This window comes from Cecembia lonarensis LW9 (assembly GCF_000298295.1).
Classification (GTDB): domain Bacteria; phylum Bacteroidota; class Bacteroidia; order Cytophagales; family Cyclobacteriaceae; genus Cecembia; species Cecembia lonarensis.
Window position 1 is genome coordinate 70830 of the sequence record NZ_AMGM01000008.1, and the last position, 25877, is coordinate 96706.

Sequence of the window (25877 nt, forward strand, 5' to 3'; positions counted from 1 at the left end):
GTTAAGCAGGGCATATAGGTAATCGATTCTTAAAGTGCATGAATTGGAGTGAATTTGATTTTTGGTTGTTTTTGGCTGGATTGGGAATGTTCCTTTTCGGCATGTACCATTTGGAAAGTGGTCTGCAAGGATTAGCTGGCAAATCTTTTAAAAGATTCCTTAAAAACTCCACAAGGACTAAATTCAAAGGAATTTTATCAGGTACCCTAGTTACTGCGATCTTGCAGAGCAGCTCATTGGTCACGCTACTTACTTTGGCTTTTTTAAGCTCTGGCATCATCAGTTTTCAAAGTTCACTGGGTGTAGTTCTAGGTGCAAATTTGGGTACAACAGTTACCGCATGGCTTGTAGCTTCACTGGGTTTTAAAGCCGATATTGCAGGTCTTTCCTTTCCATTCCTGACAATAGGAATACTGAGTTACCTTTTTATGGAAAATAGGCCATTTTTGAAAAACATAGGGGCATTTTTGGTTGGATTTGGGCTTTTATTTTTGGGATTGGATTACATGAAAGACAGCATAGAAGAACTGGCCAATCATTTAGATTTAGCGTCCTATTCTCATTTTGGACTTTGGGTTTTTTTGTTAATAGGCCTGATAATCACCGCTTTAATTCAATCCAGTTCAGCACTCATTGTTATTGTATTGAGTGCCTTAAACGCTAATTTGATAGATATTTATCAATCTACCTCTATGGTAATTGGTGCCAGTATTGGTACAACATCCACTTTGCTTTTGGCCTCTATTAAGGGTACACCGGATAAAAAAAGGTTGGCCTGGTCCAATGTAATATTCAAAGGAATAGCAGGGATTACCACATTTTTAATTCTTGAACCGATGGTGGATTTTACTTATAACACTTTGAAAATAAGCGATCCCTTAATGGAACTGGTTTTTTTAAACACAGCCATCAATATCATTGGCATTGCTATGTTTTTCCCCATTTTAGAACCATTTGGCATTTACATGTCCTCAAAATTCAAAGATGTAGCTCCCTCCAAAAAATGTGTTTATATCACACATGTTACCCCCGAAATAGTAGATATAGCATTTGGGGCCTTAGAAAAGGAAATGAAACATATTTTTAAACTGACCCAGGATTTTATTTTGGACGTACTTTTTTTAAAAGATGAAAGAAGAACTGGTAGTTTATGGCTAACAGTTTTTGGCAAAGGTTCCGATACCCTGAGTAAATACACCCATTTGAAACTCATGGAAGATGAAATCACCGAGTTTTATGCACAAATTCAAAAACAAAATCTAACTGAAAATGAAGCCAAGTTACTTACTGGCTATATGAACAAAATAAGGGCTCTAGTAGATGCTGCAAAAAATGTCAAGGACATAGTGCCTAATATCCGTGAAATGAAAAATTCCGAGAAAAAGCTAGACCTTGATATTTTGAGAAAACTTCAACATTTCACTGCCGGTAAACTTGATGAACTGGAGGAATACTATAAAATTCCAGAACAACAAAAAGCGCTTCCATACTGGCAGATGGAGATTGAAAGCTTCTACCAGGAGCTCATAAGCTACCTATATGGACAGGTTGAAAAAAAAGTACCTCACGGGGCAATGGTATCCACTATGACCAATGCCATTAAAAAAAATATCTCATCCTTGGAATCATTGGCAGTGTTTGTAACAGAAAAAAATAGCATGACCAACATTTTTGAAGAGGTTACCCAAAAATAAAATTCAAACAAGGTTTGTTATAGAATCTGATTGAAAATGTTTAATATTACGATTGATTTGAATTTCTTGATCCAAATTGATTGAATTGTTTCATCCCCAAATACCTAGGAGGTTTTTAAACATGATCCAAACTTTAGCGTTTTGTAAAAGATAATTCCAAAACTTTAGAAGTTAACATAAAAATATGTCCATGAATAAAGTAGTTTTGACCTTAGTTTTCTTTTTTACTTTCCAGGCTCTTTCATATGCGCAAAGGTCTATGGCAAGACCTGATAAAATTGGAGTAGGTGTAGGGCCATCTTTTCTTTACGGAGATAATACGGGAATCCACAGTGATTTTAAATTCAGAGTACTTCCTACGGCAAGTATAGATTATACTCAATATTTAGATACACATTTTGACATAAGAGCTACTTTAGGTTGGCAGAGAATTGGTAGCGGAGATTTTTATTCAGAAAATCTAATCCGTAATATTGCTGAAGCAGGTTACCCTCATGCATTTTTGGGTAATATGGTCTTTGCTGACGTAATGCCTATATATATTCTAAACCCGGACAGAAGAGGGTTTTTGCCTTCCTTGATAAAAGTCTATGGTGGCCTAGGTCTAGGGGTGTTCCATTCCTTTAGGAATGATGAATTCAGAACCTACCAAGGTGATAATTTCACCACTGAAACGATAACAGGGAATAATACAGGAGTTTATTTCCCTATCAGAATTGGAGCTTTTATAGAACTGCCTGAACTAAATGGAGAAATAGGACTGGAAGGAGTATCCTTGATAAGCCCTTTTGCCAATATGGAAGGTAACAGTAAACAGCAAAAATTAATATCACCTGATGTTGCAGTACAATTACAGGTTTTTTACCGTATTTATTTATGGTAGTATTTTCCCATAAAAAAATTAAAAAAGGCTGTCCCTTCATTTGAGACAGCCTTTTTTATTTTCAATAATCCTCTTTTAAAGTGGCCAAATAGGCCACCAAATCCCTTATTTCCCGCCTACTCAATACTCCTTTCATATCAGGCATACTCGAGGGGGCATTCTTCCGTTCCTGCACATCCGACTTCCTGATCAAAGTATCAGCCAAATTCCCCCTGCTTACCAAGATGGACTGGGCACTTTCTTCAGTCAAAATACCTGTTACCCTTTTACCATCTTTTAAGTCCACAGTTACTATACCATAGCCAGGTGCAATTCTCTTACTTGGATCTACCAATGACTCTAACAACTCCTGCCTACTCAGTTTCCTCCCAATACCATTCATTGGCGGCCCCACATTCCCTCCCATATCGTCATAGGCATGGCAGCGCATGCATTGTCCCGTTTGGGACTGGAAAAATATCCGTCGCCCACTTATCACATCTCCACCTTCGAGACTGCTTTGGTAAGAGGCGATCAGGTCTCCTTTCCAAAGCTGTTCAGCGGCCTGTTCATAGGCGGTAGCTATGCTTCCATCGGCATTCTTTTCTACTGCTTCCCCTAGCTCCAATAATACCTGTCCATTCAGTTTGCCTGAACCCATTTTATCCAACAAACTGATAAATAAAGGCTTAGAAAATTCCGCTGGAATTTTGCCCAAAGCCAGTAAAGCAGCCTGTTGCTCTTCTACAGTTCTTTTGTCAATGATATCACTTAGCAAGTTGACTTTCAGTTTTTTATCAATATCCAATTGATCCAATAATTGCAAGCCTGAAACCCTGACTGCCTTATCTGCATCGGCAATGGCCCGCTCTATGGCTTCCGGTGTTTTTTTGGCTTCTATTTTTGCCAAGGACTGCAGGGCAGCAATTCTGACCTGAGAAGAGGGATCCCGCTGAAGTATAGCCAATAACCGTTCCTCTGCCGCATCAATTTTAAGCCTACCAATGGCATGAATCGCACTTAATTTCAATGCCTCTTCCCTTCCAGCTAACAATTCCATCAAAGCATCGGCGGATGCTGCCCGCACTTCCGCCCCATCCCTGGTAATTTCCCCCCTGTACCTTCCATCTACCCTATCCAAAACAGAAGGCTTGGTCCAAGTTCCTAAGGCATCTATGGCCTCCTGACGCAGCGTCAATGGCACATCAGGTTTCAGCATAAAACTGACCAGGTTTTGCATGGCTTCGGTGCTTCCTACCCTTAGATTAGCATTGATGGATCTTCTTATCAAAGGCTCATTGTAAAACTTGGTCTTGGCAAGCAAATTTCCCAACTCTGGAAGCGCATCTTCAATTGAAAAATCATCATTGATCGCCCGGGCTGCCTCGGTAACAATGTACTCATCGGAATCATTGAGAAATTCCTTAATTCTAGGATGCGCTAATCTCCTCAATGCCAAAACGGCTCCTAACCTTACCGCATTACTGTAGTGATTGGAAAGGGCAACCAGCTCCTCCTCTTTGTCTATCCTTGACATGGCCAAAGACACTGCGTGGCGGATATAGGCATCCTCATTGTCATTTCTTTCCAATAAAGTCACCAAAGATGGGAAAGCAGGCCCATATCCTATTCTTCCTATGGCTTCGGCCCCAAAAAATCTCGCCCTGGGATATTCATCCACCAGCAAAGCCAGCATGGAAGGACCAGCCTCCTCGTAACGGATGTCTCCCAACCATTTCGCTGCCTGTGCCCGGATTTCAGGATCCTGATCTTTTAACAATGGGATTAGCTTTCCTGCATATTTCATGTCTTTCAGCCTGGCGATTTGGCTCATACCAACGATCGCATTGATCCGGGCGAGCTGATGCTCCCTTTGGTTCATCACTTTTTCAAAAATCGCAGCTCCTTTTTCTCCTCTTTTGGCCAACTCGAACTGGGCTTTCCTCCTTATCCTTTGGTCTTCATAATATAGATGCCCTTCCAACTCCGCTTCGCTCATTTTTTTGTAATCCAAAGTCAATCGTCTTTGGGTTTCTTTGATCAGCTCCCAATCTTTCCCTTGTTCATCTTCAATCTTCCAAATCCTGCCATAATTCTTGTTTCCCCAACCGTTGATCCAGTCTGCGGCATAAAGCGCTCCATCAGGCCCAAAAGCAATCCCCGTAGGCAGCATTCCACTCTGAATCATTTCAGTTTCCTGAAGTTCAAAGGTTGCACCGTTAGGTTTCAGTTTAAAAGCATGTATCCCTGACCTAGCCGGGTTGCCTACAAACTCCACAACAAAAAAGGTGTTTTTCCACCTTGGTGCCAAGGCTGTTCCCGGGTTATAAAGCATACCCGTAGGACCGTTTACATAATTGATGATACATGGGGTGATGTAAGCCGCCTGACCTTCATGGCGTGGGATGTAAAGTTTTTCATCCATCCACACCTTATAGGTGTTGTTATTGGGGTCACGGTATTTACCAAACTGCCAGTTGATCCGCCAACCTGTATCTGATCCATTGACCAAATACACCAAGCGCTCACTTTCACCCCTATGGTCCCCATCATTATCCACGGAAATCAGGTTGTTGTAATCGTCAAAAACAAATTCGTGGGTATTCCTCACCCCCATGGCAAAAACTTCAAAGTCCGAACCATCAGGATTGGCCCTGACCACAACTCCTCTGTTGGGGTACTTCCATTGCTTTCCGGTTTGGTCCACACCATTGAACCCAATATCGCCGATGGCCCAGTAAATCCTGCCATCAGGTCCTACTGTAGCTCCTGACATACCATGTGCCCCAAAACCGATGTGGATACCGTATCCATGGGAAAGCGAAACTTTTTCGTCTATAATGCCATCCCCGTTTTTATCCTTCAATTTCCAAAAATCAGGCCCCACCCCTACATAAAGGTCATCTTCAAATTTTAAGACAGCTGCAGCTATATCCGTAACTTCCTCATGAAAATCTTCTATCATTTTTTGGGTCCAATCTGCAAGTCCATCTCCATTGGTATCTTTAACTCTGTAGACGCTCTCCTTGATTGCCAACATGTCCCGCCAATCGTGGGAGCCATCACCATTGTAATCCTTCAACCAGGTATTGAACTCACTTCTTTCAGGAGACAGCTCTTTTCTTAGAAAAGCCCTTTTCTCCTCAATGGACTGCAATCCAATGGATTCAATCTCCCAGTCCTGATGTCCCCTGATATCAAATTCCACCTTGCCCAATCTTCCGGAACTGGTATAATACAAAGTCCCCTCCTCGTCCATATCAATGGAGATAGGGTCTATGATCAGGGAATCTACAGCCCAAATGGACATACTCAAGCCCTCTTTTAAGCTGGCCGTACTGGCAGCCTCTAAGGTTGCTGCCAATTCCTTCACTTCTTCATGGGCCATTTGCTTAATTCTTAAATCAAGGGGCTCAGAAGGGGATTTTTTACAGGAAATAAAAATAAGGAGGAATAGTCCTGCCATCCAAGGGAATTGAAGGCATCTTACAATAGTTTTCATAGGTTTAACTCAGGTTTATTGCATTGAAATAGAAATATAGAGAAAAAACACAAACAATTCTTTTCTTCGGTTTTTTGAAAGACTGCAAACTTTTTGATTGGTCGAATGAGGTGATGAATCAACCTGATTTGTTTTTCTCTTTTTTTAATCTTATAAAATAATTTCTTGGTACTTAGTACATGGTACTTGGAACTTGGTACATAATACTTGGTACTTGGTACATGATCTTGGTACTTGGTACAATGTTCACTCCTTTCCATCAAATGCCTCTTGGGGAAGTCTATCTTTATTTCTATTTTCCGATCCCTAAACAAAGCAACACATGTCTTATCTGAAGCAAATCACCTCTCCCACCTTATTGATCAATGAAGATATCTGCCGCAACAACCTTAAAAAGATGGCGGATAAAGCAAAAAGACATGGCATGAAACTGGTGCCCCATTTTAAAACCGCCCAATCCCATGAAATAGGGAAATGGGCCAAAGATTATGGCATCACTGAAATTACCGTATCCTCCATCAAAATGGCGGAATATTTTTGCGGACAGGGGTGGGACAACATCCATATCGCTTTTCCTTTCAACCCGCTGGAGGCAGAAAAATTAAATGCCTTGGCCAAAAACCAGCGGCTATCTGTGCAGCTGATCAATGTAGCGGTAGCGCAAGAACTGAATGAAACTTTGGAAAATCCTGTAGGCTTTTTTATTGAAATTGATGCAGGCTATGGAAGAACAGGTGTTGAAGTAAGTGATTTTGGCCTGATGGAAGCCATATTGCGGACCGCCAAAAAACGGGATGTACTCCAATTCAAAGGATTCTATTTACATGCAGGGCATACTTATTATGAACCGGACAAAGCTCGTATTTATGCCCAAACCCGGGCCGCATTATCCATGCTGAAAAACAAATACCGCACAGAGTACCCTGAACTAGTAACCAGGACCGGAGATACCCCGGGATGTGCGGTGATTGATAATTTTGGAGATATTGATGAAATGGGGCCAGGTAATTTTGTGTTCTATGACATGATGCAGGTGAATTTAGGGAGCTGCAAAGTAGAAGATGTGGCCGTCGCCCTTGCGGTACCAGTAGTGGACATCAAAAAAGACAGAAAAGAAATCCTGGTACATGGCGGAGGGGTGCATTTGGCCAAGGATGTGCTTATTGAACCTGATGGGGGTAAAAATTTTGGTGAGGTGGTGTGGCTACATGAAAATGACTGGGAAATTCCCTTGCAGCGTTCTTTCCTCAAAAGCATTTCCCAGGAACATGGCATCATCAAAGCCTCTGATGATTTACTGGCCCGTGTTAAAGTCGGAGATGTTTTGGGGATTTTACCTATTCATAGTTGTATGACAGCCGACTGCATGGGCAGGTATTTAAGCCTGAAAAGAGAATGGATTGATCATGCGGAACAAGCCTATTAATTGGCGTATGAGTAACTGCTTAAAAGCTGTAATTGTACCTTCTTTTGTTCTTGCTAAGAATATCAATAAAAAGATAGAACATGGGCCCTCTTGACACGTCTATTTGCCTATTGTTCCCTCTGGTATTTAACTGATAAATATAGCCCAATTCTAATCGGGTCCATTCCCAGAACCGGTAACCCAGCCCTATATAATTCCTGTTCTGTGAGAAATAATTCGTGCCATAATCCCTACCAAATTCTACATGAATTTCAGAGTACTGAGAAATATAGTAGGTATTATTGGTATAAAAATAGTCTGTATTTAAGGGTATCCTCGTTCTCATCCTGTATCTAACCCGCCAGTTATGTGTAGCACCCTCCTCATTATCTATCCCTCTCCATCGGGATTCAAACCTTAACCTGTGTGTAAAATTGAACCTACCATAATAGGCATAATTGTTAATCTGTAAAGTTGTCCTCAATTCCCTTTCAAAAGGCCTGTCCAAATCACTTTCCTGGGGAAATCTTGGTGCAGAATAAAACATACCAATGGGGTTTAAACTCACTCTCGTAAGTTTGGTAAACTGATAGGCTATCCAGGGTCTGATACTGATTCTCAAAGGTTCACTCCAAAAATCTGACTGTCCCAACTCACTTTGTCTTCTGTAAACCACATCGGCTTCCCAAGCCCATTTGGTGGTATCATTAAAGAAATCTGCTATGTAATACTTGGTATAAAGAATCCGGTTATCCAAAAATTCTCTTTCATCCTGCCCATAAGATGAAAAAGCTACAAGGGTCAAACCGACTAAAAGAAATATTTTTCTGATCATCATCTCTCTGATTTAGCTTAAAGATTAAGAAGACGTTCGATTCGGGAAGGAATATTTTCCCTCCTTAAAGCCCTATCCAAACGACCCACTTCCGGATTATCACTATCTGCCGCCAATGCCTTTAATCTTTCTTCAAGCTTTTCTATTCGCTGAATTCTATTTTTTAATTGCTCACAGGTCCTTGCCGAAAACAGATTTTCCAAGTAATATTCAAACAATACTCCTGTACCCTTTCCGTAAATGCCTGGCAAAATCTTTGTTTCTATATCCCTTTCAAAGAAAGGATTGGGACTGAACCTGGTAAAGGTCTTATCCAACCTAGATGGCATATTTTGGAAGTCAAGAATATCATCATGCTTGTCTTCCAATAAGGCATGAAGGCAGGTCAACTCTTCTCCGAGTTTCACTTTCTCTTCAAATTCTTCTGCATCCAAGTATTTTTCTTGAAGATCTAAAAGTAAGTTATTGCTCAACACCCTATATAACCTATAATCTAAAGGCATTTCCTCAAAACTTCTGTCTGTAGGAATCGTCTGAAAAAAGGAATACAAGGCATCATTTCTGGTCTTCAACTGAACAATGAGATTATCCAAACTGTCTATAGTTGCTTGCTGATCAAATATCCTGATCTCCATAAAGGCATATTCCAGAAATTTATCGGTTCGTTCCCTTAATACTTCACTTACCTCATCCATCTGACTGACCATGGCCATGGGATTGTCTAAATATGTTCCCAAATCAAAAACGGCCGTTTCTTCTCCTTTTTCAGATTCATAACTGAATTCCCCAGGTCTATTTAATCCAGATAACCCATTGGGATAGTAATTAGGTCTATATAAAAAATCAAAATACCCATCATTTATCAGTTCTATGACGTCCAACATGTCTTGACTTCTTTTTCTGGCATGGTCAATATATCCAAAAATATAGGGCAAACTATCGATTCTAAACTTGTTCAGAATAAACTTTGGATTGGATAAAAATGCGTTGTATTCATCTAACATGATATTTAACCTAGGTTCTAGGTTTAAAATTATTTCATCCTCCTCTTCAGGATAAACAAATTTAAACCTTCGGGTCAATTTAAATTCCGGTTGGCCTCGCTCTTCCTCTGCATTATTGGCAAACCTACCAATTCTATCCAATACCCTTTGCAGTACACCATTACCCAACGTTTGTTCAGTCAGTTTTGGGTCTGTTTCATTGTATCCATTTTGAAAAAGTAAACCAAAACCTTCCTCGCTGATCGTATAATTGATGTTTTCTATAGTTCCTTCCAAAGATTTTAAATTTTTGATCACGTCATCATACTCCAGATCAAGAATCACTTCATCCTGCTGCAGTTTGATCAGGTTGATCAAAAAACCATTTTCATAAATCCTTCTTTCGGTAGTCTCAATTCCATCTTCTTCATATTGAAGGGTAATCAAGCCTTCAAAAAAACCTTCATCATTTAACTTCCCTACTGAAGAAGTTTTAGAAATCACCCCTTTAGTAGAAAAATTCCCCACTGCAACCCCTGATTCAAATTGAAAAACAGCAGCACTAGAGGCAGTTTGTTTCCTACTATTATTTATCACGATATTCTCTACTTCCCATCTTCCCTGAGGAATTCCCTCCTTATATAAAAATTTTGCATTCCTTTCGATACCGTCCAATCCATAATCCAGCCTAAGTGTTCTTCCATCAATAACATCATTAATACTCAGGTCATATTCATCTAATTTGTAGGTCCATAACCCATCAAATTTCCCTTCTTTGTAATTGCCTGTTATGCTCAATCTGTTTAATTGGGTAGAAAGCGGTAAATTAAATAACCTAGAAGTAAAACTGTACCTTCCATGCTTCACTTCCAAGGTGTCTCTGGGAAGTAAACGCAACTCTTCAGTACCCACGAATTCATCATAGAAAACAGTATCTCTGGTCACTGAACGTGCCGTTTGTGCCATCCCTTCCAGTTGAAGCAATGCAAATAAGCTGATCAAAATCCATTTTCCTCTCATATCACTGCCTATATCGTCTAAACAAGAAGTAACCAAAATCTATATAAAATGCATTCATTCCACCTTGGTCTTTCCTGTCCAATTTGTTCACACCTACATAAGACCTTAAACGGAAATAGAAGTCATTTTTCTCAGCACTAAGGCCAAAGAACATCCCCCCATCAAAATTTTTGAAATCGTTGGTGTCAAACTGGAACTGGTCTTGTGGACCAACAGGATATACTCCTGACTGTGAGGCACCAACCCGGGTACTCAATTGAGTACCTAATAAAAAACGCCAATCAATAGACCTAAATTCAGGTAAACTAAAAGAGGCAAAAATCGGAAAATCCAAATGATTGGTCCGGAAAGTTACTTGGTTTAGGTGAGAGAAATTTCTGGTAGAATAGTGTATTCCATAATGAAAAAAGGAAATCTTACCCATTGGAATAAAGCCTTCAAGTCCAAATAGGGCACCACTTCCATAACTTAAATCCCTAAATTGATCACTCCAATATAAGCCGCTTCTGTTAAATCCGATAACTACTTTTAAATCATCCATGAAGTAAGGTAGATTTGACCACTTACTTTCCTTTCCTTCCAACTCTTCTTCAGTTAGCTCTTCATTTGAAGCATCTTGGGCATAAATTTGAACAGACGAACAAAAGAAAACCAGAAAAACCAAAAGCAAACACCCATTAAAGGGCCCTCTAAAAACTGACACTTTATTTTTATTTAAATTATTCACAAGCAGTCCTTTAACTATTGATATACTTAGGGATTAAAGACTTAATACAGTTAAAGCCAGAATCTATACATATTGATTTCCCGACTAATTTATAAAATAAACAATCCCTAATTTAAAGATTACTTCATTCCTACCCATAGGTTGATACCTTATTTCTGGATTTATTCCTAACTCGTCTCTGAATTTAAGCATCCCTCCCGCACCAAGATTGATTGAATTATGTCTTCTAATGCCTTCCGGATTAAACTCAAATACCCGAGTATAGTGACCATAGCCAAGTAAAGTATACCATTGCTTTTCCTTTTCTGTTAAATAATACCTAGCATTGATATCAAAGCCTCTAGCATTCCCAGTGGCTGGTGTAAAAAAAGTAACAGAAGGGTGAAGAGATAAATAGTTGAACGCTAAGTATTCAAAACCAAAATTCATTCCAAAAAAACCCTTGTCTGAAGTTATTTCATAAGCATGAATAAACCTAACCTGACCTTTATATTGAGCTTTTGCCGAAAAACCCATAAACAGAAATATTGCAAAAATGACTATTCTTTTCATTATCATCAGCTGTTAAAAGGCAAAATCCCTTGTCAATGGTCTTCTTGAATCACGAAAATCAATGGTGTACATCACATTTAACCGGATAATATGGCGGTTTCTGTAGACACCAGGTGTATTTGTTGGCCCATAAGTCCACATATGACCACCAAAGAACATGTAATTATTATAAGTATAACCTATAGCTGTATATACCCTGTTTTCTTCAAATATATTCCAGATTTCCTTTCCTGATTGGAAGAAAAACTCATTGGAGGGGGCTATGAAGAAAGTCTTATTCTCCATCCTTGGCTTATTTAATGGAACATAAGCAGTGATTTTGTAGCGCCACCGGTCTGTATACTCATATTGAGCGCCGACATTATTGTCCCGTTTATATCGATGTTCAAAACGGAACTGATGGAGAACCTTCACCGAACCTACACTTTGGGTTAATAACCATTGGTGCCAAAAACGGGTGTCAAAAACAGAATCTACATACTCAGGATTCCCTCTTTCAGGTGCAAACTGCCAAACTAGGGTTGGACCAAAAGTCACTTCAAAATTATCATTAAATAGATAAGTAAACCCAAAACGATTATATAATTGGCTCATTCTACCAATAAAATCCATTCTGTTTTCAACACTGTTTCTTCTTCTATAGTGGTTCTCCTGATACCAAAACCATTTTTCCGTCAATCTCAACTTCAGATAAAGCCCATTCCAATTTTCAGAAGTAGCTGGAAGGCTTACCCTTTGAGGAGTAGATGGTGCCTCTTGGGCGTACGAAGGAATAAATATGAAAAGAATAGAAAACGTAAAGAAAGCTATCCTTAACCCAGTAAATATTGATTTCATTAAATTTCCCTTTAAAGATCCAGTAAGGACTCTATTTTTTTAACATCTAGCCTTCTATTGATTCTATTTTCAAGCCTTCTGGTGTCGGCAAACCTCAATTCCTCCATTCTAATCATCAAATCTTTAACTTTGTTTATCAAAACCCTTATTTCTGAGTAGTCTTGTTCATTAATTATTGAAGATATATAATGATCAAAAAGCTTTTCTCCTGCTTCATAAAGTCTAGGTTTTGCCCTTTGATCATATCGTGAAAAAGTAAAAGGGTTAAAAACTTCTTCTTGGTACAAGACATCAAGGGTCACTTTAAATTCAGGTATAGCGATTAAATCAGTATAGTTATTGGACATTTCCTCCAATAAATCCTCCATTACTCTGGCTTTTTGCTTTTTATCTGTAAAAAGATTGAGCCTTGCATATTCTTGGAGCATATTTTCGAATGCGTTAACCAAGATATTTGTGTGTACGGAAGAAATAATTTGTTTCTGATCTTCATTTAGAGTCTCAAATTGCAAGTAAAGCTCATCCAAAACTATTTTTTGAGACTGTACTCGATTCTCAATGCTTCTCAAATCATCATCACGCTCAATTTGTGAAAGAGATTCATCCACATAACCTTTTACCGACCTTATGGTAACCCCCATTTGTCTAAAATAGTCAGATAAACCAACATAAAAATCAGTCTCAAACTTGCTCAGGTCATATGCTACTTCCATCACCTTAACTTCGTCCTCAAAAGTATATTCAATTCTTTCTTTTTCTCTGATAAATGGAATCCCTCTTTGGAACATTTCATTCACATCAAAAAACTGTATTCTTTTTGACTTAATTAAATCCATTAATTCGTCAAACTCCTTCAATTTCTCAGCCTTAAACTCAAAATAAGCGTTGGCGAAGGCCAAACTGTCCGATCTTTGCCTGTTAATCCTTAATGAATTTCGGTTAGAATAATCTCTAACAACCCGGATTTGACGATCATATTCTTCAGGTAGCTCCTCTATTATTCTCTGTTGGGACCTGCTTAGTTCATAAACAAACCTTCTGGTGTGTATTGGGAATTGGATTAAGTTACCCTCTTCATTCACATAGCTTTCATCATATCTTAATACATTATTCAAAAATTCGGAAATAAAAGCGTTTCCTGAGGTTTGAGATATAAACTCGGGGTCACTGGACAAAAAGGCATCATTAAAAAGAATCCCAAACTTATCATTAGAAACCCTATATCCCTTGTTCTCTTTATTGTTAATTTGATTGAGTTTGTTGATCACTTCAAAAAACACACGCTCTTCCAATATTTCATCAGACAATAAATCCCTTTTTACCAATCCTATCAAAAATCCTTTTTCGTAATTCCTTACTTCCGAAATCAAAACCCCATCGACTTTATAAACAAATGTCCATTCCCCATTCATAAAGCCACCATCGGAAACTTCTCCACGAATAAAAAGTGTTCTATTGTCTACAAATGACTTATACTGAAAGAATCCATCTATCTGTCCTTCTGAAAATTGAATTTCATCTGCCTCGGATTTTGGACTTAATTTTCCCTCACTATAAATATTTTCTTCAAAGACCCATTTCCCGTGTGGAATACCTTCCAAATAATTTGCCTTTAACTTAATCTGTTGACTATTAATGGTGTAGTCTAATCGAAAATTATTAACATCATTAAGATCAATTAAATGAATTTCATCCAAATAATCCCATAATCCGGTTTTCTTATCGGCATCATAAAAACCTTCAACCATTGTTTTATTGATCCTTGTCCTATCCTCTCTATCCTTTTCACGTCGGGAAAATTTAAATTCACCTTGACGAATGATTGCATTTCCTTCTCCTCTGACAAATTCAAAAATGGCTTCACCCTTTAACCCGTTAAATGTATACTCTCCTTGGAATTTTTCTTGGGCTACCACCAAGAATGGAAAGAAAAAACAAAATATTAATGGGGCAATTTTTCTCATGTTGGGTAAATTCATTTTTCAAAGAAGTAGCAAAACTAAAAAAAATCCAAGTATTGGCCATTTTAAAAACGAATAAATATAATATTAATGGCAAAACTTAAAATTTCAATAATTTACAAAATTTAATTCAGTCCAATAAAATTATTTAAAACTAAATAACAATTCTGCCACACAAGAGAAGTGGATACAAAATTAAATTTTAAGCAAAGGAGAAAACATCATTACAATGTTAAATTAAACCATTAATTATTGTGATTTTTTAAGGAAACCCAAAGAGAGACATAACCTCTTTTCCCAAATTGGGACTCGGTTGGGATCTCACCATGTTGCATTTCAATCACAAATATCTCAACTACCTCTACTCCTCTTTCCTTGGCAATTTCTATAAGCTCATTTTCTGCTTCATGTAATAGCTTTTCTCCCCTGTCCAAATGATTATTTGATTCTTTTTTAAAAAAAATCATTTCCTGGATATCTGTTGGTTCGTCCTCTATGTAAACGATTCTCACTCCATTTTTAATGGGCAAAAGAAACAAGCCAACAAATATTAAATAAATCAGGGTTTTCATGGTTACTCAGGTTTTATGTGACTTAAGTCACAAATATAAATACCTGAAATACTGGAAAAAAGTTCAAAAAAAAGCGTGTTTTTTCAAACACGCCTTATTAAATTTTTAGTATCCTAATACTTTTAACATACTTTCTGAATTCTGTTCCGGTGCGAAAAGCCAATGCTTGATACTGCCATCCTTTTCCCTGTCTATCAGCACATGCTTAGGGGCAGGAATCAGGCAATGTTGAATACCTCCGTATCCTCCCAAAGATTCCTGATAGGCACCTGTATGAAAAAAGCCAATATACTGCTTGTTGCCTTCTTCCGCTTTTGGCAGGTAAATATTAAACTGATGGGCTTCTGAATTATAGTAATCCATACTGTCACAAGTTAAGCCACCCAAATTGATGTTGTGGTACTCATTGTCCCAATTATTGACCGCCAGCATGATGTACTTTTGGTTGAGCCCCCAACTGTCCGGCAGCTGCGTGATAAAGGAACCGTCAATCATGTACCATAGCTCTTTGTCATTTTGGAGTTTTTCATCCAAAATTGAATACAACACTGCCCCACTTTCCCCTACGGTATAGGATCCGAATTCTGTAAATATATGAGGCTCATCCGTATGGTTTTTGGCACACATCCATTTGATGTTTTTGACGATCTGTTCTGCCATATACTGATAATCGTAGTCAAAAAACACATTGGTCTTGATGGGCCAGCCTCCACCAATATCCATGGTATCCAAAGAAGGAGCAATTTTCTTTAAATCCACATATTTTTGGATAAACCTAGTCAACTCTGACCAATAATAAGCGGTGTCTTTAATGCCGGAGTTGAGAAAGAAATGCAGCATTTTAAGGCTTACATTGGGGTTATCTTTAATTTTTTCCTCGTACAACTTCACGATATCACTATAGCGTACTCCCAGTCTTGAAGTATAGAATCCAAATTTCGGCTCCTCATCCGCCGCAATCCTGATACCCACTTGGAAGGGAACTTTTACATACTCCAAATAATAATCAATCTCAGAAAGGTTGTCCAACACAGGAATACAATTCACAAAACCATCATTCAATAGTTCTGTGATGTATTGCTTGTAAAGCTCTCTTTTAAAGCCATTGCAGACGATGTAGGTTTCTTTGTTGATTTTCCCTTGTTCATACAAATTTCTAACTAAAGGAATATCAAAAGTGGAAGAGGTTTCAATATGGATATCATTTTTCAAAGCCTCATCCAAAACAAAGCTGAAATGCGAAGATTTGGTACAGTAGCAATAGGTATATTTACCCTTATAGTCATGCTGCTGTATGGCATTGCCAAAATAGGTCTTGGCATTTTGTATGTTTTCTGAAATTTTTGGTAAATAAGTCAATTTCAAAGGTGTTCCATAGGTTTTGATGATGTCCATCAAATTCACACCATTGAAATGTAATTCGTTATTTTCTACATGAAACTCTTTGGTAGGGAAATCAAATGTCTGCTGAATGAGATCTATGTATTTATTCATTGTATAGGTTTGGGTTATAGCATTAAACCAGTCACAAAATTTGCTTTAAATATTCGGAAATCAAACCAAAAAGGGGAAAATCCCATAAGATTCTCCCCTTTCCCTAAGTTTTTTGTTGATTTTGTTTTATTGAACAAATAGTTCTCTTTGTAATAGGCTTTGGCTTTGTTCATGTCTTTTTTCCTGGATGAGGTAGGAGGACAAAACCTGCTTGAACCTTAATTCTTTAGACAGATAGTATTCCGTTTTTTGAAGGTAATCAAGTGCCCTAGCATCATTATGTTCATAGTATTTCAATGCATAGGTATTCAATTCTTTTTGAAATTCTAACACAATCCCATGCGATTGCCCCAATAGTATCAAACCATTGAACAAAGCCTTAAGCTGCGCCTCATTATGAGCCCATTCAAAGTACAGCACATGAAATACTTTCTGGGTTTCAGGAAAATTGGGGAAATCAAAACAGGACTGGTGTTTTAGCATGAAAAAAGGTGATTGATGGAACCAATCTTCGATCATTGATTTATTGGAAAAGACTGCTTTTTCAGCAGGTTGAATCCTTAAAACTTGTTGTGATTGCTCAGTAGCGATAGCTGCCGTCGAAAGTCCCATTGTTTGTTTATTTGAAATCCGATGTAAAGAAAATAAAAGTTTTTTTAATTACCTAATTACCCTATCTTTTTTATAGGGATTGTAAAAAACTTTTATATTTCGCATGAATTCATATTGAAATGTGTAGATTTCGCTCCAAATTCGTTTAATAATTGAATCAACTGACTTTTTCCCCTTGAATAAAAATAGATTACACCCAAAATTTGAGGCAAGTCCTGGACAGAGTTTCCCCATTGGACCTTCATTTGAAGAAGGAGGCGTCAACTTTGTTATCTTTTCCAAACATGCCACCGCTGTTGAGCTGCTCTTTTTTGACCATGTAGAGGATCACCAACCTTCCCATGTTTTCAAATTGGATAAAGCAAAAAACAAAACTTACCATTATTGGCACATATTTATTTCTGGAGTTCGGGCCGGACAACATTACGGTTACCGCATGTATGGCCCTTTTCTGCCAGAAAAAGGGCACAGGTTTGATGCCTCTAAAGTGATACTTGACCCTTATGGTAAGGCTGTTGCAGTACCCAAAAATTATGACCGCAAAGCCCTGTCTGTTTTTGGAAATGATGAGGCTGCTTTTATGAAGTCAGTTTTGGCAGACTTGGGGAAATACGATTGGGAAAACGACAAACATCCCAAAAAGTCTTTTTCCCAGAATGTCATTTATGAATTACACGTAGGCGGCTTTACAAAACATCCAAATTCCGGTGTAGAAGAAGGCAAAAGAGGAACATTCAAAGGCTTAATAGAAAAAATTCCTTACCTCCAAGAATTAGGTATAACAGCTGTAGAACTACTTCCTGTGTTTCAATTTGATGTACAGGATGCACCCGAAGGACTCACCAATTACTGGGGATATAGCCCGGTTTCCTTTTTTGCTTTACATCAAGGCTACAGTACGGATTCAGACCAACCGCTTTTGGTCTTGGATGAATTCAGGGATATGGTCAAGGCACTTCACAAGGCGGGCATTGAAGTTATTTTGGATGTGGTATTTAACCACACGGCTGAAAATAAAGAAGATGGCCCCACTTACACGTTCCGGGGCATCGACAACAGTGTATATTACCTGCTCAACGGTGACAAATCCAAATACAAGAATTACTCAGGAACAGGGAATACCCTTAACGCCAACCAATCTATTGTCAGGCGCATGATCCTTTCCAGCCTTCATTTTTGGGTCAGGGACATGCATGTGGATGGATTCAGGTTTGATTTGGCTTCCATTCTTTCCCGTGATGAAAATGGCAATCCCATTGAAAACCCTCCCATTCTTTGGGATATTGAATCAGACCCTGTCTTCGCAGGCACCAAACTCATAGCTGAAGCCTGGGATGCTGCAGGCCTTTACCAGGTAGGGAAATTTATTGGGGATAGTTGGAAAGAATGGAACGGAAGATTTCGAGATGATATAAGGGGATTCCTCAGGGGAGATGAAGGGAAAGTCAGCAATTTTGTGACCCGGTTGATCGGTAGTCCCGACCTTTATGAAGAAAAGGACAAGATCCCGGAACAAAGCATCAACTTTGTCACCTGCCATGATGGTTTTACTTTGATGGACCTGGTTTCCTACAACCATAAACATAACCTGGCCAATAATGAGGGCAACAGGGATGGGCATAATGAAAATTTCAGCTGGAATTTTGGGGTAGAAGGCCCCACAGAGGACCCTCATATCCTGTCTTTGCGCAGGAGACAGATCAAAAATTTCCACGTCGTCAATTTACTTTCCATGGGTGCACCCATGATCCTGATGGGTGATGAAGTCTGCCGTACCCAGCATGGAAATAACAACGCTTACTGTCAGGACAATGAAACAACTTGGTTTGACTGGTCCTTGCTGGAAAAAAATGCCGACATGTTGCGTTTTGTAAAGATTCTGATTGAAAAAAGGTTGAAAAGGGAAACGGCTCATCCAGATTTCAACATGAGTTTAAAGGATCTGCTGAATCAGCCATTGATCACTTGGCATGGATCGAAGCTTTATCGGCCGGATTGGTCAGATAATTCCCATAGCATTGCCACTACGGTAATTTCCATCAACCGAAAAATGGCCATGCATTACATTTTCAATGCCTATCATGAAGATATCAGTTTTGAACTGCCAAGAACCATTGGACAAAGAAAAACCAAATGGAGGGTATGGATAGACACCGCCGCAGAAGCACCAAATGACATCTGCCTTTGGTCGGATGCCAATCCCATCAAAAATGGGCAATATTTGGTCAAGGCCCACTCTACAGTGATCCTCATGAGCCATTTAACTCCCGTTTAAAACCGAAAGGTCTTGATCCTGTCCAGGGCTTTATCCAGATCCCTGTCTTCTTTGGCAAAGCAGAACCTCAACAGTTTAGGGTCTCTATGGTCATGGAAAAAAGCTGAAACCGGAATACAGGCCACTCCGATTTCTTTGGTCATCCTGATGGCTACTTCGGTATCTTTTTCATCGGATAGATGCCCATAAGAGACGACCTGAAAGAAACTTCCCTGTGCAGGAATGAATTCAAATGCTGTTTCTTTCAAGCCCCTGCAGAAGCGATTGCGCTTTTTCTCGTAAAATTCATGCAGAAAAATATACCTGCTGGGATTTTCCATAAAATCCGCCAAAGCATATTGCATGGGAGTACTTGTACTAAAAGTGAGGAATTGGTGAATTTTCCTAAACTCCCTACTGAGTGGTTTGGGTGCCAGGCAATAGCCTATTTTCCAGCCGGTAACATGGAAAGTTTTACCAAATGATCCACATACCAATGAACGCTCCCGCAAACCTGGATGGCTGAATACCGGCAAATGTTTTCTCCCATCAAAGGTGATTTGTTCATACACTTCGTCACTGATGACATAAATTTCCCGGTCTTGAATCAAAGCATACAATTGATTCAGATCTTCGGCTGTCCACACGTAACCTCCGGGATTATGGGGCGTATTCACCATAATCACCTTGGTTTTTTCGGTGATAGCATCTTTTACCTTTTGCCAATCCACAGAAAAATCAGGCAGATTTAAAGGAATATATACAGGCACTCCCCCATTTAGCCTGACCGCAGGGGAATAGCTGTCATAGGCGGGCTCTAATATGATGGCCTCATCTCCAGGTTCTATAACTGCAGTAACTGCAGCGTATAAAGCTTCCGTAGCACCAGAAACCACAGTCACCTCCTCTTCCGCTTCAAAGGCCACATCATGTAAATTCAGGGTTTTGTCTGCTATCCTTTCCTTCAGGGAAGGTATCCCGGTCATGGGGGCATATTGATTATATCCCTCCATGACATATTTAGCAAGCAGGTCCCTCAGGTAGGGATAAGTGTCAAAACCTGGGAAACCCTGAGAAAGGTTAATGGCCCCATGTTCCTGGGCCAATTGGGACATCACTGTGAAAATAGTGGTCCCTACATCCGGTAATTTTGATTTGATCATGTAGGCCGTTCAGTATTGTTTTTTTTATCAAATAAATAAATGATATATCCAATTAAAACGATTCCTATGCCAATCGCACTCTCTTTAGGGCGATCATATAACATAAAGAACATCACCCAAAGGGTAAATATCAGGTAAATGATCTGTAACCATGGTTTGAAAGGACTTTTGAACCCTTCCACCTTTTTTACCAATAAAGAGGAAAAGATGGTAAAAGCGCCCATCATTTGCAAGGCAAAACCCACATAAAGCAATACCATTTCAAAAGAACCTGTAGACATCAATAGAAAACTCATTCCTGTATTGAACCAAATGGCCCTCACGGGTATTCCTCTGGAATTGGTCTTGGCCAATGGGCTCCATAACTTAAACTCCTTGGCCATCGCCTGGGTAATTCTAGGTCCTACCCAAGTATATCCACTGATGGTGGCAATCAGCTGAATACCAATAAACAGACTTACCCAAAATACCCCTTGTGTCCCAAAAATATTACCAAATGCCAGAGTGGCAACCTGAACTTTTCCACTTAATTGATCGATACTGGCGTGCTTCAAAAAGATCAATTGCAAAAGCACATAGACCAACATCACCAAAAGGGTTGCACTTAGTAGCGCTTTGGGTAAATTTTTTCTTGGTTCTTCGATCTCTTCAATGATATAGGCGGCCGAATTCCAACCCGTGTACGCATAAAACACATAGATCAAAGAAACTGCAAAGCCAGGTTTCCATATTTCTTCCGTCCAAGAGGTGGTATAGTCAAATGAACTGGATTCTAAAGTTGATGCAAAATATGCGCCAATACCTATCAGCGCAAAAACAAATAAGACTTTGATGGCGGTGAGAACATTCTGAACTGTCCCCGATTGCTGGACAGAATAGGAATGAAAAACACTCATCATCATGATGGAAATCACCCCAAGACTCAAACTCCACATCTCTCCTATTAACGGTTGCCAGTACTGCACCATGGCCATGGCAGCAATCGCAACCGGGGCAGGAAAACCCAAGGTTAGGGAAATCCAAGCATATAGGTAGCCTACTGATGGGTTGATTGTCCTGGAAAGAAAAATATAATCCCCACCCGATTTCTTGAAATGTGTCCCCAGTTCAGCATACACCATGGCCCCCATCAGCGCCATAACCCCACCAATCACCCAAAGCAGAATGATACTCCATGTATTTTGGCTTTCAGCTACCTGAAACCCTAAACTGGTAAATACGCCGGTACCAATCATGTTGGCGATTACCAGACCTGCGGCGGTTTTCCAACCTATTTTATCACTTAAGTTCACAAAAAGGGATATTATAACCCTCCAATTTATAGGATTTCGTAGAATATTCTCCTACCGATAGAAAAAAACCATATTCCCAGGGCTTTCCTTGTGGCTTGCGGGCCAAATAGCTACTTTTGCGCGGATTATTGTTTAATAATATAAACCCAAAATACTTATGATGCGAGATATCAAATTGGTAGAAGTACGCTCAGAAATTGCCGCTGGTACAAGAGGGGCCAGTTTGGGCATTGATGCTTTAAAAATTGCCAGTTTGGATAAACTGTCTGACTTTTTCACCCGTTTTGATCCCATTAATGTTCAAGACGCCAACAATTACCTTTGGAAAGGCAATAGACACCCCCAAGCCAAATACATAGAAGGGGTCTATCAGGTATTGAAAAATGTACACAGCACGATAGAATCCCTGCGATTGGACAAGAAATTCCCCATCATATTGGCAGGAGACCATTCCACTGCTGCCGGCACCATTATGGGCATCAAAGCAGCCCATCCGGAAAAAAGACTGGGGGTAATTTGGATTGATGCCCATGCCGATTTACATACACCTTACACCACGCCTTCAGGCAATATGCATGGTATGCCACTGGCCATGTGTATCCATACTGACAACTTGGACTGTCAGGTGAATGAACCCATGGAGGAAACAGTTCAATACTGGGAAAAAATCAAAAATATAGGCGGGAACTTCCCCAAAATCAAAGCGGAAGACATCGTTTTTATTTCCGTAAGGGATACCGAGGAACCTGAAGATTACCTCATGCGTCAGTATGGCATCAAGAATTTCACAACAGAGGAAGTTAGGGCTTTGGGCGTGGAAAAAGTGGCAAAGTCCGCTCTTGAATTGATCAAAGACTGCGACCAAGTTTATATATCCTTTGATGTGGACAGCCTGGATTCCTCCATTTCTGTGGGAACAGGCACTCCTGTACCGAATGGGTTGACAGTAGAAGAAGCATTGAAACTCAATGCTGAGCTGATCAAAGACAAACGGGTCTGTTGTTGGGAAATTGTTGAAGTGAACCCTACCCTGGATACTGAGAACTTGATGGCAGAGAATGCCTTTGATATCCTTGAAGCCACCACACGCTCATTGGTAGAAAATTTCTAGTTTTTCTTTAACCGCAAGGGATGCAAAGAGTAAAAACCTTTTCCTTGCGACCTTGGCGGTAAAAAATATAAACCGCTATGGACGTGAAGAGTAAAAACCATCCCTTTGCGACCTTAGCGGTAAAAAAAATAAACCGCTATGGACGCGAGGAGTATAGACCATCTCCCTGCGACCTTGGCGGTAAAAAATTTAAACCGCAATGGACGCGAAGAGTAAAAACCATCTCCTTGCGGCCTTAGCGGTAAAAAAATATAAACCGCTATGGACGTGAAGAGTAAAAACCATCCCTTTGCGACCTTGGCGGTAAAAAAAATAAACCGCCATGGACGCGAAGAGTAAAAACCATCTCCCTGCGGCCTTGGCGGTAAAAAAAAATAAACCGCAATGGACCCAAAGAGTAAAAACCTTTTCCTTGCGACCTTGGCGGTAAAAAATATAAACCGCCATGGACGCGAAGAGTAAAAACCATCCCTCTGCGGCCATTGCGGTAAAAATAACAACGCAAAAATGAACAAGAAGAGAGAAAACCATCTCTTTGCGGCTTTGGCGGTAAAACAAAAAAATAGAATCTTTGTAGCTCACACGGCATAAGATAAAATGAATTTAGAAGAACAGATAATTTCTAGCCTGCACCAGGCATTTAAAACTTGTTTTGACCATAACTTAAACATAGGGGAAATTTCCCTTCAGCCTACCAGAAAGGATTTTGAAGGCACCTTTACTTTTGTGGTTTTTCCATATTTGAAAATCACTAAACTCAACCCTGAGGCCTCTGGCAACAAAATCGGAGAATTTCTCAAAGAAAACTGTCCACCAGTGACTGATTTCAATGTGGTTAAAGGCTTTTTGAACCTCTCCGTCAGTAAAGCATCCTGGCTGGATATCTTCAAAAAACTATACACGCACCCATCCTTTGCTAAACTTCCTGCCAATGGCAAAAAAGTAATGGTAGAGTATTCAAGTCCCAACACGAATAAACCCCTGCATTTGGGCCACCTGAGGAATAATTTTCTAGGTTATGCCGTGTCTGAAATACTGAAGGCCAATGGTTATGAAGTCATCAAGAGCAACTTGGTCAATGACAGGGGAATACATATCTGTAAATCCATGGTGGCTTACAAGCATTATGGTAATGGGGAAACCCCAGAAACATCTGGACTTAAAGGAGACCATCTTGCCGGCAAATATTATGTAATATTTGACAAAGAATATAAAAAGCAGATCCAAGGATTGGTGGAAAATGGGGAAGCTGAGGAAACTGCCAAAAAGAATGCGCCTTTGATGCTAGAGGCACAGGAAATGCTCAGGTTATGGGAGGCAGGAAATGAAGAAGTGGTACAGTTATGGAAGACCATGAACAGTTGGGTATACCAAGGTTTTGACGCCACTTACAAAAAAATGGGCGTGGACTTTGATAAATATTATTATGAATCCGATACCTACTTATTAGGGAAAAACATTGTTGAAGAAGGATTACAAAAAGGTGTTTTCTTCAAAAAGGAAAATGGATCGGTATGGGTAGACCTCAGCGAAGAAGGACTAGATGAAAAACTCGTACTAAGGGCCGACGGTACTTCTGTTTACATCACACAGGACATGGGAACCTGTGACCTCAAATATAACGATTTCAAAATCGACAAATCAGTATATGTGGTAGGAAACGAGCAGGATTACCACTTTGATGTGCTTTTCAAAATCATGCGGAAATTGGGAAGACCTTATGGGGATGGGCTTTACCACCTTTCTTATGGCATGGTGGACTTGCCAACAGGCAAAATGAAATCCAGGGAAGGCACCGTAGTGGATGCCGATGACCTGATGCAGGAAATGGTTGCTACGGCAGAAAGCCATACCAAAGAATTAGGTAAAATTGAAGGTTTTACCCAAGAACAGGCCTCAGAACTATATGAAGTCTTAGGCTTGGGGGCACTGAAATACTTCCTATTGAAAGTGGATCCCAAAAAACGCATGTTATTCAATCCGCAGGAATCCATAGAGTTTCAGGGTAACACAGGACCTTTTATTCAATATTCCCATGCCAGGATCGCATCGATTCTTAGAAAAGCGGACCAGATAGGTGTCAACTATCAAAAAGACGGTTTTGAACACTTAAACCAACTGGAAGGTACAGAAAGGGATCTCATCGTCATGTTGAATGATTTTGAGAAAAAAATCCGACAGGCCGGAGAGGAATATTCACCGGCTGTAATCGCCCAGTATATGTTTGATTTGGCCAAAGAGTATAACCGTTTTTATGCTGAATTACCCATATTCAATGAATCTGACAACCAGATCCAATCCTTTAGAATTGCACTTTCTGCCCTCACTGCACAAACAATCCGTGAAGGCATGAAGTTACTAGGTATAAAAGTCCCAGACAGAATGTAATTATGAAAAAAATCTTATTTGTTATTGCCATCATTGCTTTTGCCTGTACTGCCAGTGTACAAAAGCAGGATCCAGAAAACATTACCAGTTTAGAACAATTGCTTATGGAAAAGTCGATTTACGATTTTAAGATGAATGACATCAATGGAGAGGAAGTAGATTTTTCCCAATTTAAAGGAAAAAGACTTTTATTGGTGAATGTTGCTTCCAAATGTGGGTATACCCCACAATATGCTGACCTTCAAAAACTACATGAAGCGCATGGTGATCAAGTGGTAATCATAGGTTTCCCGGCCAATAATTTCGGTGGCCAGGAACCAGGTAGTAATGAGGAAATAGCTCAGTTTTGCTCTGAAAACTATGGGGTTACCTTCAAAATGATGGATAAAATTTCTGTAAAGGGAGCCGATAAGCATCCATTGTACAGATGGTTATCTGACAAGGATTTGAATGGATGGAATGATAAAGAGCCAAGCTGGAATTTTTGCAAATACTTTATAGATGAAAATGGTAAATTGTTGAAATTCTTCCCTTCCTCTGTAAAACCAACCAGTGAAGATATCATTAGTTTGGTTACCGCTTAATTTCAATTGTGATCATTTTAAATGTAAAT

Annotated in this window: 20 protein-coding genes; 7 read left to right on the plus strand and 13 right to left on the minus strand. The window is 39.5% G+C overall.

The genetic code is table 11. The annotated features are described in order from the left end of the window. The first annotated feature begins 38 nt into the window (after positions 1-38). Both B879_RS04400 and B879_RS04405 read left to right on the plus strand, forming a co-directional pair. Positions 39-1694: a Na/Pi cotransporter family protein gene (locus B879_RS04400; RefSeq protein WP_009183939.1), complete on the plus strand. Its 1656-nt coding sequence runs from the start codon at positions 39-41 to the stop codon at positions 1692-1694. A 190-nt stretch (positions 1695-1884) separates the two neighbouring features. Beyond that, positions 1885-2577 carry a hypothetical protein gene (locus B879_RS04405; protein ID WP_009183940.1) on the plus strand — a complete coding sequence of 231 codons (693 nt, stop codon included), beginning with the start codon at positions 1885-1887 and terminating at the stop codon, positions 2575-2577. Positions 2578-2638: 61 nt separating this feature from the next. On the opposite strand, the gene B879_RS04410 is transcribed toward B879_RS04405, so the two are convergent. After that, entirely contained in the window at positions 2639-6058 is a 3420-nt protein-coding gene (locus B879_RS04410; protein WP_009183941.1) for a DUF7133 domain-containing protein, read from the minus strand. 322 nt (positions 6059-6380) lie between these two features. On the opposite strand from B879_RS04410, the gene B879_RS04420 reads away from it, so the two are divergent. Continuing rightward, positions 6381-7484 carry an alanine racemase gene (locus B879_RS04420; RefSeq protein ID WP_009183942.1) on the plus strand — a complete coding sequence of 368 codons (1104 nt, stop codon included), beginning with the start codon at positions 6381-6383 and terminating at the stop codon, positions 7482-7484. Between the two features lie 19 nt (positions 7485-7503). Here the strand turns inward: B879_RS04420 and B879_RS04425 are convergent, their stop codons facing one another. The 9 genes from B879_RS04425 to B879_RS04465 all read right to left on the minus strand — a co-directional run bounded on the left by B879_RS04425 (position 7504) and on the right by B879_RS04465 (position 17056). Further along, positions 7504-8301 (minus strand): DUF2490 domain-containing protein, encoded by a 798-nt coding sequence (locus B879_RS04425; protein WP_238542080.1) that lies wholly within the window; start codon positions 8299-8301, stop codon positions 7504-7506. A 14-nt stretch (positions 8302-8315) separates the two neighbouring features. Continuing rightward, complete coding sequence (locus B879_RS04430) at positions 8316-10301, minus strand: hypothetical protein (RefSeq protein WP_009183944.1); 1986 nt, start codon at positions 10299-10301, stop codon at positions 8316-8318. Between the two features lies 1 nt (position 10302). Beyond that, positions 10303-11004, minus strand: coding sequence for an outer membrane beta-barrel protein (locus B879_RS04435; protein WP_202949584.1), 702 nt, complete (start codon positions 11002-11004; stop codon positions 10303-10305). A gap of 108 nt (positions 11005-11112) precedes the next feature. After that, the gene (locus tag B879_RS04440) at positions 11113-11580 is read right to left on the minus strand and encodes a hypothetical protein (protein ID WP_009183946.1); all 468 of its coding nucleotides are present in this window, start codon (positions 11578-11580) and stop codon (positions 11113-11115) included. A 12-nt stretch (positions 11581-11592) separates the two neighbouring features. Then, complete coding sequence (locus tag B879_RS04445) at positions 11593-12417, minus strand: DUF2490 domain-containing protein (RefSeq protein ID WP_009183947.1); 825 nt, start codon at positions 12415-12417, stop codon at positions 11593-11595. 11 nt (positions 12418-12428) lie between these two features. Continuing rightward, the gene (locus tag B879_RS22825; RefSeq protein ID WP_009183948.1) at positions 12429-14381 is read right to left on the minus strand and encodes a toxin-antitoxin system YwqK family antitoxin; all 1953 of its coding nucleotides are present in this window, start codon (positions 14379-14381) and stop codon (positions 12429-12431) included. A 242-nt stretch (positions 14382-14623) separates the two neighbouring features. Next, complete coding sequence (locus B879_RS04455; RefSeq protein ID WP_009183949.1) at positions 14624-14950, minus strand: hypothetical protein; 327 nt, start codon at positions 14948-14950, stop codon at positions 14624-14626. A gap of 105 nt (positions 14951-15055) precedes the next feature. Continuing rightward, complete coding sequence (locus B879_RS04460) at positions 15056-16444, minus strand: arginine decarboxylase (RefSeq protein ID WP_009183950.1); 1389 nt, start codon at positions 16442-16444, stop codon at positions 15056-15058. Positions 16445-16570: 126 nt separating this feature from the next. Then, positions 16571-17056, minus strand: coding sequence for a hypothetical protein (locus B879_RS04465; RefSeq protein WP_009183952.1), 486 nt, complete (start codon positions 17054-17056; stop codon positions 16571-16573). Between the two features lie 175 nt (positions 17057-17231). Between B879_RS04465 and glgX the strand changes: the two genes are divergently transcribed. Continuing rightward, positions 17232-19331: a glycogen debranching protein GlgX gene (gene glgX / locus B879_RS04470; RefSeq protein WP_009183953.1), complete on the plus strand. Its 2100-nt coding sequence runs from the start codon at positions 17232-17234 to the stop codon at positions 19329-19331. Here the strand turns inward: glgX and B879_RS04475 are convergent. Both B879_RS04475 and B879_RS04480 read right to left on the minus strand, forming a co-directional pair. Continuing rightward, on the minus strand, positions 19328-20473 hold the full coding sequence (locus B879_RS04475; protein ID WP_009183954.1) for a methionine aminotransferase: 1146 nt from the start codon (positions 20471-20473) through the stop codon (positions 19328-19330). The genes glgX and B879_RS04475 overlap by 4 nt on opposite strands. Next, a complete protein-coding gene (locus tag B879_RS04480; protein ID WP_009183955.1) occupies positions 20470-21765 on the minus strand; it encodes an APC family permease in 1296 nt (431 codons plus the stop codon). The genes B879_RS04475 and B879_RS04480 overlap by 4 nt, the downstream gene beginning before the upstream one ends. A gap of 160 nt (positions 21766-21925) precedes the next feature. Here B879_RS04480 and rocF point away from each other — a divergent pair, with 160 nt between their 5' ends. Continuing rightward, positions 21926-22876, plus strand: coding sequence for an arginase (gene rocF, locus B879_RS04485; protein WP_193786159.1), 951 nt, complete (start codon positions 21926-21928; stop codon positions 22874-22876). A gap of 189 nt (positions 22877-23065) precedes the next feature. Here rocF and B879_RS04490 read toward each other — a convergent pair whose 3' ends face one another. Then, positions 23066-23458: a hypothetical protein gene (locus B879_RS04490; RefSeq protein WP_157231517.1), complete on the minus strand. Its 393-nt coding sequence runs from the start codon at positions 23456-23458 to the stop codon at positions 23066-23068. A gap of 15 nt (positions 23459-23473) precedes the next feature. Here B879_RS04490 and argS point away from each other — a divergent pair, with 15 nt between their 5' ends. Further along, the gene (gene argS, locus B879_RS04495; protein WP_009183958.1) at positions 23474-25264 is read left to right on the plus strand and encodes an arginine--tRNA ligase; all 1791 of its coding nucleotides are present in this window, start codon (positions 23474-23476) and stop codon (positions 25262-25264) included. Positions 25265-25266: 2 nt separating this feature from the next. Further along, positions 25267-25848: a glutathione peroxidase gene (locus B879_RS04500; RefSeq protein WP_009183959.1), complete on the plus strand. Its 582-nt coding sequence runs from the start codon at positions 25267-25269 to the stop codon at positions 25846-25848. Positions 25849-25877: the final 29 nt, after the last annotated feature.

Coding starts and splice junctions, on each gene's coding strand:
- B879_RS04400 (WP_009183939.1), top strand. CDS start 39: ATGAATTGGAGTGAATTTGATTTTTGGTTGTTTTTGGCTGGATTGGGA.
- B879_RS04405 (WP_009183940.1), top strand. CDS start 1,885: ATGAATAAAGTAGTTTTGACCTTAGTTTTCTTTTTTACTTTCCAGGCT.
- B879_RS04410 (WP_009183941.1), bottom strand. CDS start 6,058: ATGAAAACTATTGTAAGATGCCTTCAATTCCCTTGGATGGCAGGACTA.
- B879_RS04420 (WP_009183942.1), top strand. CDS start 6,381: ATGTCTTATCTGAAGCAAATCACCTCTCCCACCTTATTGATCAATGAA.
- B879_RS04425 (WP_238542080.1), bottom strand. CDS start 8,301: ATGATGATCAGAAAAATATTTCTTTTAGTCGGTTTGACCCTTGTAGCT.
- B879_RS04430 (WP_009183944.1), bottom strand. CDS start 10,301: ATGAGAGGAAAATGGATTTTGATCAGCTTATTTGCATTGCTTCAACTG.
- B879_RS04440 (WP_009183946.1), bottom strand. CDS start 11,580: ATGAAAAGAATAGTCATTTTTGCAATATTTCTGTTTATGGGTTTTTCG.
- B879_RS04445 (WP_009183947.1), bottom strand. CDS start 12,417: ATGAAATCAATATTTACTGGGTTAAGGATAGCTTTCTTTACGTTTTCT.
- B879_RS22825 (WP_009183948.1), bottom strand. CDS start 14,381: ATGAGAAAAATTGCCCCATTAATATTTTGTTTTTTCTTTCCATTCTTG.
- B879_RS04455 (WP_009183949.1), bottom strand. CDS start 14,950: ATGAAAACCCTGATTTATTTAATATTTGTTGGCTTGTTTCTTTTGCCC.
- B879_RS04460 (WP_009183950.1), bottom strand. CDS start 16,444: ATGAATAAATACATAGATCTCATTCAGCAGACATTTGATTTCCCTACC.
- B879_RS04465 (WP_009183952.1), bottom strand. CDS start 17,056: ATGGGACTTTCGACGGCAGCTATCGCTACTGAGCAATCACAACAAGTT.
- B879_RS04475 (WP_009183954.1), bottom strand. CDS start 20,473: ATGATCAAATCAAAATTACCGGATGTAGGGACCACTATTTTCACAGTG.
- rocF (WP_193786159.1), top strand. CDS start 21,926: ATGCGAGATATCAAATTGGTAGAAGTACGCTCAGAAATTGCCGCTGGT.
- argS (WP_009183958.1), top strand. CDS start 23,474: ATGAATTTAGAAGAACAGATAATTTCTAGCCTGCACCAGGCATTTAAA.
- B879_RS04500 (WP_009183959.1), top strand. CDS start 25,267: ATGAAAAAAATCTTATTTGTTATTGCCATCATTGCTTTTGCCTGTACT.